The 12,420-nt window shown below is 66.9% G+C and carries 15 protein-coding genes; 11 read left to right on the top strand and 4 right to left on the bottom strand.

The window, feature by feature from the left end; all coding sequences use genetic code 11:
- The first annotated feature begins 82 nt into the window (after positions 1 to 82).
- Complete coding sequence (locus F817_RS0102315; RefSeq protein ID WP_024326132.1) at positions 83 to 1,867, top strand: N-acetylglutaminylglutamine amidotransferase; 1,785 nt, start codon at positions 83 to 85, stop codon at positions 1,865 to 1,867.
- A 7-nt stretch (positions 1,868 to 1,874) separates the two neighbouring features.
- Positions 1,875 to 2,300, top strand: coding sequence for a DUF488 domain-containing protein (locus F817_RS0102310; protein ID WP_024326131.1), 426 nt, complete (start codon positions 1,875 to 1,877; stop codon positions 2,298 to 2,300).
- 39 nt (positions 2,301 to 2,339) lie between these two features.
- On the opposite strand, the gene F817_RS0102305 is transcribed toward F817_RS0102310, so the two are convergent.
- On the bottom strand, positions 2,340 to 4,277 hold the full coding sequence (locus tag F817_RS0102305) for a methyl-accepting chemotaxis protein (protein ID WP_024326130.1): 1,938 nt from the start codon (positions 4,275 to 4,277) through the stop codon (positions 2,340 to 2,342).
- Between the two features lie 431 nt (positions 4,278 to 4,708).
- The gene (gene moaB / locus F817_RS0102300; RefSeq protein WP_024326129.1) at positions 4,709 to 5,245 is read right to left on the bottom strand and encodes a molybdenum cofactor biosynthesis protein B; all 537 of its coding nucleotides are present in this window, start codon (positions 5,243 to 5,245) and stop codon (positions 4,709 to 4,711) included.
- Positions 5,246 to 5,304: 59 nt separating this feature from the next.
- Here moaB and rluB point away from each other — a divergent pair, with 59 nt between their 5' ends.
- From rluB to F817_RS0102280, 4 genes are all read left to right on the top strand, one after another.
- A complete protein-coding gene (gene rluB, locus F817_RS0102295; protein WP_024326128.1) occupies positions 5,305 to 6,285 on the top strand; it encodes a 23S rRNA pseudouridine(2605) synthase RluB in 981 nt (326 codons plus the stop codon).
- Between the two features lie 6 nt (positions 6,286 to 6,291).
- Positions 6,292 to 6,933, top strand: coding sequence for an endonuclease III domain-containing protein (locus F817_RS0102290; protein ID WP_024326127.1), 642 nt, complete (start codon positions 6,292 to 6,294; stop codon positions 6,931 to 6,933).
- An 80-nt stretch (positions 6,934 to 7,013) separates the two neighbouring features.
- Entirely contained in the window at positions 7,014 to 7,229 is a 216-nt protein-coding gene (locus F817_RS0102285) for a lipopolysaccharide assembly protein LapA domain-containing protein (protein WP_024326126.1), read from the top strand.
- Between the two features lie 43 nt (positions 7,230 to 7,272).
- Positions 7,273 to 8,460, top strand: coding sequence for a nitrate/nitrite transporter (locus tag F817_RS0102280; protein WP_029681009.1), 1,188 nt, complete (start codon positions 7,273 to 7,275; stop codon positions 8,458 to 8,460).
- Between the two features lie 36 nt (positions 8,461 to 8,496).
- Here F817_RS0102280 and F817_RS0102275 read toward each other — a convergent pair whose 3' ends face one another.
- Positions 8,497 to 9,216: a hemerythrin domain-containing protein gene (locus tag F817_RS0102275; RefSeq protein ID WP_024326124.1), complete on the bottom strand. Its 720-nt coding sequence runs from the start codon at positions 9,214 to 9,216 to the stop codon at positions 8,497 to 8,499.
- Positions 9,209 to 9,835 carry a hemerythrin domain-containing protein gene (locus F817_RS0102270; protein WP_196801203.1) on the bottom strand — a complete coding sequence of 209 codons (627 nt, stop codon included), beginning with the start codon at positions 9,833 to 9,835 and terminating at the stop codon, positions 9,209 to 9,211. The genes F817_RS0102275 and F817_RS0102270 overlap by 8 nt, the downstream gene beginning before the upstream one ends.
- Before the next feature lie 55 nt (positions 9,836 to 9,890).
- On the opposite strand from F817_RS0102270, the gene F817_RS0102265 reads away from it, so the two are divergent.
- From F817_RS0102265 to rnk, 5 genes are all read left to right on the top strand, one after another.
- On the top strand, positions 9,891 to 10,289 hold the full coding sequence (locus tag F817_RS0102265; RefSeq protein ID WP_042799052.1) for a hypothetical protein: 399 nt from the start codon (positions 9,891 to 9,893) through the stop codon (positions 10,287 to 10,289).
- 2 nt (positions 10,290 to 10,291) lie between these two features.
- The gene (locus F817_RS0102260) at positions 10,292 to 10,744 is read left to right on the top strand and encodes a glycine cleavage system protein H (RefSeq protein WP_024326121.1); all 453 of its coding nucleotides are present in this window, start codon (positions 10,292 to 10,294) and stop codon (positions 10,742 to 10,744) included.
- Between the two features lie 19 nt (positions 10,745 to 10,763).
- On the top strand, positions 10,764 to 11,432 hold the full coding sequence (locus tag F817_RS0102255; RefSeq protein WP_024326120.1) for a thioredoxin family protein: 669 nt from the start codon (positions 10,764 to 10,766) through the stop codon (positions 11,430 to 11,432).
- Between the two features lie 46 nt (positions 11,433 to 11,478).
- A complete protein-coding gene (locus F817_RS0102250) occupies positions 11,479 to 11,826 on the top strand; it encodes a rhodanese-like domain-containing protein (protein WP_024326119.1) in 348 nt (115 codons plus the stop codon).
- A gap of 171 nt (positions 11,827 to 11,997) precedes the next feature.
- A complete protein-coding gene (rnk, locus tag F817_RS0102245) occupies positions 11,998 to 12,408 on the top strand; it encodes a nucleoside diphosphate kinase regulator (protein WP_024326118.1) in 411 nt (136 codons plus the stop codon).
- Positions 12,409 to 12,420: the final 12 nt, after the last annotated feature.

Raw genomic sequence — 12,420 nt, 5'->3', positions numbered from 1 at the left:
CGTGCTCGCACGCGAAGCCCCTGCCTGGGTCGGAGAATGGCGGCGCAAGCCAACCCAACAAGAATCAACAAGGAAATAACCGATGTGCGGGATCGCAGGAGAATTCGTCTGGGGCGAGCGGCGCGCGAGTGGCGAGGCCGTCGCGCACATGCTGCCCTGTCTGGAACGGCGCGGGCCGGACGCCGATGGGCTGTGGGCCTCCGGGCGTGTGGCCCTGGGGCACCGCCGGCTGTCGATCCTGGACCTCTCGCAACGCTCGCACCAGCCGATGTTCGACCCGGAGACCGGGCTGGCGCTGGTGTTCAACGGCGCGATCTACAACTTCCGCGCGCTGCGCACGGAGCTGGAAGGCCGCGGCCATCGTTTCTTCTCCACCGGCGATACCGAGGTCATCCTGCGCGGCTATGCCGAGTGGGGCGAGGGCATCGTCGCCCGGCTGCACGGGATGTTTGCGTTCGCGCTGTTTGACGGGAACGCCCAGCGCCTGTTGCTGGCACGCGACCGCATGGGCATCAAGCCGCTGTATCTGGCCCGCGTCGGCGATGGCATTCGCTTCGCTTCCAACACCCAGGCCCTGCTGGCGGCCGGCGACGTGGATACCGAGCTGGATGCCGAGGCGTTGCACATGCTGTTCTCGCTGCACGCGGTGGTGCCCGCGCCGCGTACCGTCCTGCGTGGCATCCGCAAGCTGGAGCCGGGGCACTACCTGAGCATCGATGCGCGTGGGCAGGAGCGTCTGCAGCGCTACTGGACGCTGCATGCGCACCGCCCCGCCGAGCCGGTATCGGACGGCGAGTGGCAGGAACGCATCGAGCATTCGCTGCGCCAGGCAGTGCGCAAGCGGCTGGAGGTCGCCGATGTGCCCGTCGGCGTGCTGCTCTCCGGTGGGCTGGATTCCTCCCTGCTGGTCGCGCTGGCGATGGAGGAGGGTGCGCAGGATCTGCGCACCTTTACCGTCGGCTTCGAGGACCAGCCGGAGGAGAAGGGTTCCGAGTTCGAATACTCGGATCCGGTCGCCGAGCGTTATGCCACCGACCACCAGGCCACGTTGATCCCCAACGATCAGGTGCTGGCGCGCCTGCCGGAGGCCGTGGGGGCGATGGCCGAGCCGATGTTCGGCCAGGATGCGGTCGCTTTCTATCTGCTGTCCGAGCAGGTCTCGCAGCATGTGAAGGTGGTGCAGTCCGGTCAGGGCGCCGACGAGGTCTTCGGCGGCTACTTCTGGTATCCGCAGATGGCGGAGGATCGCCATGGCGACTGGGTGGAGCGTTTTCGGCGCCACTACTTCGACCGCGACCATCCGGAGATGGCCGAGATGCTGCGTCACCCGCCGGCGAACGACGTCACCGGTGACTGGCTGCGCGAACAGTTCGCCGAACTCGAGACCGACCGCGCGGATTCCTTCATCGACGCCGTGCTGGCGCTGGACGTGACCACGCTGATCGTGGACGACCCGGTCAAGCGTGTGGACAACATGACCATGGCCTTCGGCCTGGAGGCCCGGGTACCGTTCCTGGACCACGAGCTGGTCGAGACCGCCGCCGCGATGCCGCCACACCTGAAGCTTGGTGATGGTGGCAAGGACGTCCTGCGTCGCATCGCCCGCGGCCGGCTGCCGGACGCGATACTGGACCGGCCCAAGGGCTACTTCCCGGTGCCGGCGCTCAAGTACGTGCGCGGCGACTTCCTCCAGTTCATGCGCGACATCCTCACCTCGCGCGCCTCGCGCGAGCGGGGCCTTTATCAGCCGGCCTACATCGACAAGTTGCTGGATGCACCCGACCAGTACTTCACCCGTATCCAGGGTTCCAAGCTCTGGCACGCCGCCCTGCTGGAGTACTGGTTGCAGACCCACGTGGACGGGTAATCGCCGTATGGAACGGGTGCTGATCCGGCGCGTCTACGACCCGGTCGATCCCGGGGATGGGACGCGTGTGCTGGTCGACCGCCTGTGGCCGCGCGGAGTGAAAAAGTCGGCGCTCGCGCTGGATGCCTGGGAAAAGTCGCTCGCTCCGTCCACCGACCTGCGACGCTGGTTCGGCCACGATGTGGAGCGCTGGCGCGAGTTCTGTCGCCGGTACCGGGCGGAACTGGGAGCGGCTCCCGAGGCCTGGGGCCGCTTGCTGGGGTATGCCCGTCGCGGCCGCCTGACGCTGCTGACGGCGACCCGGGACGTCGAGCACAGCCACGCGGTGGTCCTGCGCGATCTCCTCGACGCCGAACGGGCCGAGGAGGAACCAACGGACGAGCGTGCCTCGCCGGTATGCTTCGCACCCGAAAGCGGGGGGCGCGCGGGGTAGATCGTCTGGCCCCATGTCCCCCGCGCGTCCTGATCGGCGTCAGACCTTGAAGCGGTTGACGATCTCGCGCAGTTGCTCGGACAACCCGGCCAGGGTCTCGCTAGCCTGACCCATTTGTACGACGTTAGTGGCGTTGTGTTCCGAGACTTCGCTGACCGAGTGGATATTGCGGTTGATCTCGTTGGAGGTGGCCGACTGCTCTTCGGCTGCGCTCGCGATTTGCCGCGTCATGTCCTCGATCTTTTCGACCGCGGCGACAATCTGTTCGAGCGACGTGCCCGCCTGGTTGACCTGATCCACGCCATCTTGGGCCTGGGTCTGGCTGGCGGCCATCGCCGTTACGGCCTGATCCGCACGCTTCTGCACCGCCTCGATCATCTGCTGAATCTCGGTGATTGACTCCTGCGTGCGGACGGCGAGGTTGCGAACCTCCTCGGCGACCACCGCGAACCCACGACCGTCTTCCCCTGCGCGGGCTGCCTCGATTGCGGCGTTCAGAGCTAGCAGGTTGGTCTGGTCGGCGACGTTGTTGATGACCTGCAGGATGTCGCCGATGTTGTCGCTGTCACCCTTGAGCGCCGTGATGACCTCGGCGGTGCTCTGGATCTCGTTCGAGAGCTTGTTGATCGAGGTGACCGACGCGCTGACCACGTTGCGGCCACTCTGGGCCTGTTCCGTGGTCTCTCGCACGACATCTGCCGTGCTCTGGCTGTTGTGGGCGACCTCCTCGACGGTCGCGGTCATCTCGTTGATCGCCGCGGCCGCGTCACTGAGCTGGGCGTTCTGGCGATTCACACCCTTGTCGGTCTCTTCGTTGATGTGCGAAAGCTCGGTAGCGGCCGAGGCGACTTCCTCGGCATGGCCGCGAACGCTGCCGATCAGTTCGCGCAGGCGGGACTGCATGGTGGCGATGGCCGCGAGCAACGACGAGTCATCGCCCTTGCGCAGCTGGATCGGGACGGTCATGTCGCCCTCCGAGACCTGGCGGACGACGTTAGATGCGTAGGCAGGATCGCCCCCTAGTGTACGCAGGATGTTTCGGATCACCCCGAGGCTGATCAGCGAGGCCACGATCAGGATGACGATGGTGAGGCCGACGACCCACCACAGCGCGCGTTGCAGTTCGGCCAGTGCGACCCCTTCGTCGAGCTCCATCAGCAGGCCCCAGCCAAGCAGGGGGATGTCGGTAAAGCTACCGATCACCGCAGTCCCGATCGCGTTTTGGTAGCGTCCGACTCCGCTATCACCCGCGGCGATAGCCTGTGCAGCCCGGGTGTCGATTGGCTGGTCCGTATCGGGGGCCGAGTCCACCGGGGTCACGGGCTGGCGGTCGCGGTCCACGAGGTAGATCTCGGACCCCTCACCGAGATCGATCGCGTTGACCCGATCGAAGATCGTGTCGAGTTGCACCGCCCCGCGCATCACGGCAAGTGGTTCACCATCCGGCCCTTCGATTGGGATTGCGACGGTGCTGACCCGATTGCCCGTCGCGCGGGAAACCACCGGCCGCGAGAAGGTGTCCTCCCCACTGATCGCGCTCTGGAACCACGCCCGGTCGGGCACATTGAAATCATTCGCCTCCTCGCGGCTGAGGACGCGAGCCTGTCCGTCGAAGGCCACCCCGACCTCGCCCATGCCGTCGGCATTCACGACAAAGATCGTGTCGTATTCGCCGCGCAGCGAGGCGATCTGCTCGAGCAGGTGCTCGAGTTCATCGAGGTCCATGCCGCGGGCTGCATCGAGGCCTGCGAGGTAGCGCATTTCATCCTGCCGCCCCACGAGCCATTCGTTGAAGGACTGGGCGTTGGATTCGCCCATTGCGTGAAGCCGGTCGATGGTCGCGTCAGTGTAGGAGGCGCGGTACTGCAAGAAGATGAGGGTGGCAACGATGAGGATCGCGCCCACGATAAGAGAAAGGATCATCAGCGTCAGGCGGGTGCCGAAGCCGACACTGGAGAGGGGGGTCAGGGATGTCATCGCGTTGTCCTTCCATTTCGTTGTTCTAGTCGGAGGGCGACAAGCAGATCCGTGTGAGAGCCGCACCCGATACAGGGGGTAGCGGCACGCCCAAAGGCATTTTTAGAGCATTTTGGGCATTTTTCTTGTGGGAACCGTGTATAGCGTTTCGGTGCGGACGGATGTCCCGATAATCGTTATCCGGGATCCTGGCGGCAGGGGTTGTCCCGACGGGGGAGATCCCGGCCCTTCCCTACGCTCCGGCCGGGATGACGGTGCAGGGGCAAAGGGCCGGCGACGGTGATATTCCAGGAAAGGCCCGGATTACAGCGACCTGCGGCGGGCTATGTCGCCTCCGGATGATCTCCGTGACTGGCCGACTCTCGTCGCTCATCAGGTCCGCTTTTGACCTTGGCCTTCTTCGTGCCTTCGTGGTGAAATTCGTATCACCCTCAGGACTCCTTCAGGCGGGGCATCAGCATGGTGAGGTTGCAGGGCATGGTGCGGTCGTCGAGCTGGGCGCGGATGATGCGGTCCCAGGCCGTGCGGCAGGCGCCAGTGGAGCCCGGCAGCACGAAGATGTAGGTGCCGTTGGCGACGCCGGACAGGGCCCGTGATTGCAGGCTGGAGGTCCCGATCTCGTCAAAGGAGAGCATGCGGAACAGCTCGCCGAAGCCCTCGATGGTCTTGTCCAGCAGGACCGAGGCGGCCTCGGGGGTGCCGTCGCGGCCGGTAATGCCGGTGCCGCCGGTGGTCAGCACGGCGTCGATATCGGGATCGGCGATCCAGCGCGAGAGTTCGGCGCGGATGGCATAGATGTCGTCCTTCACGAGATTCCGCTCGGCCAGCCGGTGACCGGCACTTTCAAGGCGTTCCACCAGGGCGTCGCCGGAGCGGTCCTCCGCGAGCTCGCGGCTGTCGGAGACCGTGAGCACGGCGATGTTCAGCGGTGTCTTGACGGGGCTGATTTCCGGCGCGGAATCGGTCATGGCGACGTCCTGTTGGTGTATCGTGGCGCCCATCTTAATGAGTTGCTGGAGTTCCGGGAATGTCGGAGCGGGTACAGAAGGTCCTGGCGGCGCGCGGGCTGGGTTCGCGGCGCGAGATCGAGGGCTGGATCGAGCGCGGCGAGGTGCAGGTGAACAACCGCACCGTGAAGCTGGGCGACCAGGTCGACGAGCACGACGTGATCCGTGTGCGCGGCCGTATCGTGCGGCGCCCGGAGCATCCACATCGATGGATCGTGTATCACAAGCCGGTGGGCGAGATCTGCAGCCGCTCGGACCCCGAGGGGCGGCGGCCGGTGTTTGCCAGCCTGCCGCGCCTGAAGGGCCAGCGCTGGGTGGCCGTGGGACGGCTGGACCTGAATACCTCGGGCCTGTTGCTGTTCACCACCGATGGCGAACTGGCCAACCGACTGATGCACCCGAGCATGGCGCTGGAACGCGAGTACGCGGTGCGGGTGCTGGGCGAGGTGCCGGCCGCCACGCTGGACATGCTGCGCGAGGGCGTGGAACTGGAAGACGGCCCGGCGCGTTTCGACAGCCTGGAGGAGCAGGGCGGGGACGGCGCCAATCACTGGTATCACGTGATCGTGAGCGAGGGCCGCAACCGCCTGGTGCGGCGGCTGTGGGATGCCGTCGGAGTGACGGTGAGCCGCCTGATCCGCGTGCGCTACGGACCGGTCGTCCTTGGACGAGGCCTGAAGACGGGGGCGGTGCGGGATCTCGAGACCCGCGAGGTGGCCGGGCTGTACCAGGCGGTGGATCTGCCGGTTCCGGACTCCGTGCGCCCGCGCGGCCGCGGCGGGCCGCGCCGTGACGCGCCAGGCAAACGGCCTGGCAAGCCGGTGGCCAAGGGCAAATCCCGCAACAGCCGGGCGGCGCGCGAGGACGGCTGGAGTTCCTCGCCACCGAAGAAGCCGGGCAAGTCGTCAGCCCCCGGCGATCGCGGTGGGGCCCGGGGCGCGAAGTCCTCGGGGGGACGCCCCGACAGGGGCGGGAAACCGGGCGGGCGCCGCCAGCGGTAGGGCCGGGTGCGGATTCCCGATCTCCTGGACGCGCTGCGCGCGGAGTACGGCGACCTGCAGTGGTGGCCGGCGGACACGGCGTTCGAGGTGATGGTCGGCGCCGTACTGACGCAGAACACCAGCTGGAGCAACGTCGAGAAGGCGCTGGCCAACCTGCGCGCCATTGATGCGTTGTCTCCGGAGGGGCTGATGCGGCTCGATCCCGAGGCGCTGGCCGAACACATTCGCCCGAGCGGGTACTTCAACGTGAAGGCGGACCGGTTGCGCCACCTGCTCGCGTTCCTGGACCAGGCCGGAGGCGTCGAGGGCCTGGCCGCGATGGAGACGGATGCGCTGCGCCGCGCCCTGCTGGGCGTCAAGGGCGTGGGACCAGAGACCGCCGACGACATCGTGCTGTATGCCTTTGATCGCCCGGTATTCGTGGTGGATGCCTATACCCGGCGGCTGTTCGAGCGCCTGGATGTTGCGCACGCTCGGGCCCCATACGATGCGCTGCGCCAGCACGTCGAGGCGGAGCTGGGCCCGGATGTGGCGGGCCTGAATGACCTGCACGCACTGATCGTGGAACACGGCAAGGAGCGCTGCCGCCCGCGGCCGCGTTGCGACACCTGCCCGGTCCGTGGGTACTGTACCCACCCCGAGGCCTGAGAGGGCGCTTTCTTCCCGGTTGACGCCGGTGACGCGGCGCCCGAACCTGATTGCCTGGACCGACTGACCCGGGAGTTCGCATGCGCTACGTCTACACCCTCCTGATTATCGTGTTCGTCGCCGTGGTCGCGATCTTTGCGGTGCAGAACCTGCGGCTCGTGACCCTGAATTTCCTGACGCTGTACGTAACGCTGCCGCTGGCGCTGCTGATTGTCGGAATTTACCTGCTGGGCCTGGTCTCCGGGGGTGCGTTGGTCGCCTTGCTGAAACGCTGGATTCGCGGCGCCAGCCGCTGAACGGCCAGGCGGTCCTCTACCGCTTCACCGACTCCGCCCGCTCATGCCGTCACTGCTTCGGCGCCACCCACTCCTGGTGATCGTGGTGGCGCAGCTGTTCGGCACGTCGCTCTGGTTCTCGGTCAACGGGGTCGGGTTGTCGCTGCAGCAGGCGCTGGGGTGGTCGCCCGCCGAGATTGGCTGGCTGACGATGTCCACCCAGACGGGCTTCATCACCGGAACCCTTCTGGTGGCGGCGACCGGGCTGGCGGATCGCTTCCGCGCGAGCCGGGTGTTCGCGCTCTCCGCCCTGGCCGGCGCCGGGGTCAACGCGGTCTTCATCCTGCTGGCCGGCGTCTGGGAGTTGGCCCTGCTCGCGCGTTTCCTGGTGGGGCTCGCACTGGCCGGGGTCTACCCGCTGGGCATGAAGCTCGTGATCGCCTGGACCCCGGAGTACAAGGGCTGGGCATTGTCCTGGCTCCTGGGGATGCTGACGCTGGGGACCGCGCTGCCGCATCTGCTGCGCGGGGCAACACTGGATTTCCCCTGGGCGGTTCCGCTGTTGCTGGCCTCGGGCCTGGCGGTGCTGGCGGCGGCACTGATCCTGCGCCTGGGGGACGGGCCCCATCTGCCACCGGCCGGGCGTACACCGGGTCTGGGCAAGGGGTTTCGGGCCCTGAAGCGGCGGGACTTTCGCGCCGTGGCCGGGGGCTATTTCGGGCACTGCTGGGAGCTGTACGCCTTCTGGACGCTGGTGCCGCTGCTGGTGGCACGGGAACTGTCGCGCCTGGAGGCGGATGCCGGCTTGATCCCCTGGCTGGCCTTTGGCGTGATCGCGCTGGGTCTGGCGGGTTGTGTCTGGGGCGGGCGTCTGAGCCGCAGTCTGGGCAGCCTGCGTGTGGCGCGGGTGGCCCTGGCGACGTCGGGCCTCGCCTGCCTGCTGTACCCGCTACTGGCCGGACACTCGTCCTGGCTGCTGTTCGGTCTGCTGGGGCTCTGGGGGCTTGCGGTCATTGCGGACTCGCCGCAGTTCTCCGCATTGGCTGCGGACAGTGCGCCCGAGGATGCGGTGGGGTCGGCGTTGAGCGTGATGAACGCGATCGGGTTTGCACTGACCCTGCCCGGTATCTGGCTGACCGGCTGGTTATGGGCGGATGGCGGGGTGTGGGTGCTGTGGCTGTTGCTGCCCGGCCCGGTGCTGGGGCTCTGGGCGCTGGCCCGCCTGTCGCCACCGCGGGCCAGCGCGGCCTGATGGATGCCCGCGTCCGGATGGGCGCGGTGACGGGGTTCAGGCGTCGGGGTCCGTCGGCCCGGTGGTCGCGAGCAGGGCTTGTGCGCGTTGCAGAAGCTCGGCGGCTTCGTCCGGGCGTTCATTCAGGGCGCGGCTCCAGTGGGGGAACAGGTTCTGCTCCTCGCGGCCTTCGTGCTTGGCCAGCGCGCCGGAGATCAGCGCGAAGAACGGGGCCACCGCCCAGGCCTCGTCCACGCCTTCGCTGAATTCGTGCTCCAGCATCGTGGTTTGTTCCAGGATCTCGTCGTGTTCGCGCAGCATGATCGAGGTGGGATCCTGGCCGTTCGGGTTTCGGGGCAGATCCAGCAGGGGGACGATCAGTTCGTTTTCCACCTCCACGTGGCGCCGCAGGCCGTCGACGTAGGCGCGGAAATCCGGCGCCGCGCCTTCCAGGTCGCCGGCGTTGACCTTGTGCAGGGCGCTGGCGAACAGGCGGTCGATGCGCAGGTGATCGCGCTCCAGCAGGTCGACCAGGTTCACCGGGGCGACGTCCTCGCGGCGTTGCACCGAGAGTTGCCACAGTGGCGGGCCGTTCTCGCGGACCTGCCAATGGATGGCATGGCGCAACTGCAGGCTGACCGCGTCCATCAGCAGCTTCGGTTCCTGGTCCAGCAAGACCTCGAAGACCTGTCCGGTGCGCAGTTCGCGAAGGGTGTAGTAGGCGCGGGTATGCGCATGCTCGGCGAGCCCGCGCAGGTCGAGCACAAAGTCAGCCATGCCCGGGATTCCCGATACCGCGTCGCGCGGCCATGGAGGCCCCGATGGTGCGGCGTTCATCCGGACCCAGCAGGTACTCGGCGAACGGCAGGACGGCGCGCTCTTCGAGATCGAGATGGATGCGGTACTGGCGGATCCAGGCCTCTGCCCCGGTCAGGTCCGTAACCTTGCCGTGGGCAATGCGTTCCAGGGCCGGTTCCAGCCGGTCCCAGCCGGTCTCGATCTCGTCGTGCTCGGCGGTCAGGCGGTCCAGCCACTCGCACAGCTGCGGGTGACTCTCGGGGTGACCGCAGTGCTGGCGCAGCACGGGGAACAGGTCCTCGTCTTCGTCGGCGTGGTGGTTGGGGGCCGCCTCGTGGAAGTAGTTCAGTACCCGTTGCGCCGCGGTGCGCGCCTCCTCGTCGGCACCCTTTTCGGCGAGATGCGCAGGCAGACGCTCGAGGATATCCAGGGAGTTGAGGATCCGGCGGTGACAGGCCCGCAGCAACTCGATGGGCTGCTGGAATCCGGGAACGCTTTCGTAGAGTTGCTCGTGCATCGGGTATCGGACCTTCGCATGGTGCTCGGGAGACATACGACTGTCGCGGAAGCGCTCGCGCCCCGTCTTGATCTCGATCAATGTAAATTGAATATAGCTTAAAGTATGCTGTGCGAAACCTGCCCTGGAGCCTTTGATGCACCCTCGTAACCGGATGTTCATTCTCGCGGCCCTGATCTATGCCTTGCTGGGCGGGTTCCTCGGCATCCTGTGGCTGGCGCAGCCCGGACTGATCCCCGGCAACGTGCCGCGCATCCATGGACACCTGATGCTGCTGGGTTTCGTGACCATGATGATCTACGGCGTGGGTCTGCATGTGCTGCCGCGTTTTTCCGGGCGGTCGTTGTTTTCCGAACGCCTGGGGCACGTGCAGTTCTTGCTGGCGAATGTCGGGCTGTGGGTGATGGTCGCCGGCTGGCTGCTGTTCCACAACATGACGGTCGCGATCGGCGGTGCGATGGCCTGGGGTGCGATGATCCTGTTTGCGCTGAATATTGCGCTGACCGTGCGCCACTATGGTCCGAAGGGGGCGTAACCATGGCACGCGAGGAATACAACGGCTGCGAGCTGCCCGACGACCTGTTCTACGACCTGGATTATGTCTGGGTGCGCCCGGAGGACGACGGGACCTTCACCCTCGGGATTACCGATCCCGCCCAGACCATGGCGGGGCGGGTGCAGTACTTCCGGTTTCGCAAGCCGGGTTCGCACCGCGCCGCGGGCAAGCCGGTCGCGCGGCTGGAGTCCGGCAAGTGGGCCGGCGGTATCCCGACCCCGTTCGATGGCACGATCGAACGTATCAATCCGGCCGTGGAGGCGGATCCGGGGCTGGTCAACGTGGCGCCCTACACGGATGCCTGGGTGGTCGTGATGCGCCCCGACGACCCGGAAAAAGCCCTGGAACGGCTGCATACCGGATCCGAGGCGATCACGGGGCTCAAGCAATGGATCGATCGCTACGACATCCACTGCATGCGTTGCGCGGACTGAGGCCAGGGGAGACCGATTTATGAAGGTAGAGCTGCTGGTATCCGAATGGTGTGCCTCCTGCCACGATGCCGAGCGCATCTGGCGCGAGGTTGCGGAACACAAACAGATCGACTTCGCGGTGGTCGACATGGGCCAGCCCGAAGGGCGCGAGCTGGCGACCCGGCTGCGCATCCGCTCGATCCCGGCCGTGGTGGTCGATGGCGAGCTCAAGCACATCGGGCTGCTGGATCGCACGGCCGCGACCGAGCTGGTGGAGGAGGCCCCGGAACGCACTCAGAAGGCAGTGCGTCATGTCGGTCTGGGCCTGTCGGGCTCCAGCCGTGCCTCGGTGTTGGGGGCGATGGCCTGGTTGCTGATCGCGGGGGCGGCACTGCCACTGGGCGGGTTCTTCCTCGAGGGCGCGGCGCGCCCGGCCGCGCTGCACGGCTTTACGCTCGGGTTCCTCCTGCTACTGATCATGGGGCTTGGCGAGCATATGCTGCCGCGCTTTACCGGCCACCCGATCGCGGGTGGCTGGCTGTGGGCCTGGGCGCCGCAGGTCCTGGTGCATCTGGCGGTTGTGGGCATGGGACTTGGCTGGATGATGGGGGCGGCCATGCTGACCGCAATCGGTGCGGCAGCGGCCCTGGTCGGACTCGCGCTGTTCACCCTGCGGGTGTTTCCCCTGCTGGTGCGCCCCTCCCTCTGATCCTGCGCGATAGAATGGGGGCGCACCCACCATACGGAGTCCGTCCGTGAGTCTTTTCGAGAAGCGTATTAGCGATCTGGAGCAGAGCCTGCCGCATCTGGACCCGGCTGAGGTGGCGCGCTGGCGCGAGGCCGGGAAGCCGTTCCTGCTGGTGGACGTGCGCCAGCCGGAGGAGGCCGCCGCAGGGACCATCGAGGGCGCGATCAATATCCCCCGGCCCAAGCTCGAGGCGACCATCGAGTCCAGCATGAGTGGTCCCGGCCAGCCGGTCGTGGTGTTCTGCGGGGGGCGTGGGCGTTCGCAGCTGGTGGCCGACAACCTGCGGGCGATGGGGATCGAGGCGTATGTCCTGCGCGGGGGCTACGCGGCATGGCGGGACGCCGGATCGCGGTGATCCCCGTGGCGAGGCGAACCCGGCCGGGCACAGGTTGTGGTGAACGGCTGGATCGCTTTTTCGTCGAGACTTGGCTAATCTCGAACCTCGTTTCCCGGTTTCCGGAAAATCCTTGAAGATTCTTGCCTGGCGCGCCTCCCCGGAGGCGCGTCCTGCATTTGGAGTGTGAACGTGAACAAGCCGAAGATCATTGTCTCCGCCACGGACATGGAGCGCCTGGACAAGCTGCTGGAATCGCTGCCGGATGACAGCTTTCCCGGCAAGGCCGATCTCGAGTCCGAACTGGATCGCGCGGATGTCGTGGATTCGCATGATGTACCGGGTTCGGTGGTGACGATGAACTCGAAGGTCCGCTTCCGGGTGATCGAGTCCGGCGACGAGTTCTCGATGACACTGGTGTACCCGCGCGATGTAGACGAGAGCGGTGGCACGCTGTCGATCCTGGCGCCGGTGGGCAGTGCCCTGCTGGGCCTGTCCGAGGGCGACGAGATCGAGTGGCCGCGCCCGGGCGGGGGGCAGATGCACGTGCGCATCGAAGAGGTCGAGTACCAGCCGGAGCGCGCGGGCGAATACCACCGCTGACGCGGCGTCCCC

Origin of the sequence: Thioalkalivibrio sp. AKL19, assembly GCF_000420165.1 — a bacterium.
Lineage (GTDB): Bacteria > Pseudomonadota > Gammaproteobacteria > Ectothiorhodospirales > Ectothiorhodospiraceae > Thioalkalivibrio.
Note: the sequence above shows the minus strand (reverse complement) of the source record. Positions and strands in the feature narration are given on the sequence as shown.

What these genes read in the sequence shown, in the direction of transcription:
- F817_RS0102315 (WP_024326132.1), top strand. Translation starts at nt 83, where the DNA reads ATGTGCGGGATCGCAGGAGAATTCGTCTGGGGCGAGCGGCGCGCGAGT.
- F817_RS0102310 (WP_024326131.1), top strand. Translation starts at nt 1,875, where the DNA reads ATGGAACGGGTGCTGATCCGGCGCGTCTACGACCCGGTCGATCCCGGG.
- F817_RS0102305 (WP_024326130.1), bottom strand. Translation starts at nt 4,277, where the DNA reads ATGACATCCCTGACCCCCCTCTCCAGTGTCGGCTTCGGCACCCGCCTG.
- moaB (WP_024326129.1), bottom strand. Translation starts at nt 5,245, where the DNA reads ATGACCGATTCCGCGCCGGAAATCAGCCCCGTCAAGACACCGCTGAAC.
- rluB (WP_024326128.1), top strand. Translation starts at nt 5,305, where the DNA reads ATGTCGGAGCGGGTACAGAAGGTCCTGGCGGCGCGCGGGCTGGGTTCG.
- F817_RS0102285 (WP_024326126.1), top strand. Translation starts at nt 7,014, where the DNA reads ATGCGCTACGTCTACACCCTCCTGATTATCGTGTTCGTCGCCGTGGTC.
- F817_RS0102280 (WP_029681009.1), top strand. Translation starts at nt 7,273, where the DNA reads ATGCCGTCACTGCTTCGGCGCCACCCACTCCTGGTGATCGTGGTGGCG.
- F817_RS0102275 (WP_024326124.1), bottom strand. Translation starts at nt 9,216, where the DNA reads ATGGCTGACTTTGTGCTCGACCTGCGCGGGCTCGCCGAGCATGCGCAT.
- F817_RS0102265 (WP_042799052.1), top strand. Translation starts at nt 9,891, where the DNA reads ATGCACCCTCGTAACCGGATGTTCATTCTCGCGGCCCTGATCTATGCC.
- F817_RS0102260 (WP_024326121.1), top strand. Translation starts at nt 10,292, where the DNA reads ATGGCACGCGAGGAATACAACGGCTGCGAGCTGCCCGACGACCTGTTC.
- F817_RS0102255 (WP_024326120.1), top strand. Translation starts at nt 10,764, where the DNA reads ATGAAGGTAGAGCTGCTGGTATCCGAATGGTGTGCCTCCTGCCACGAT.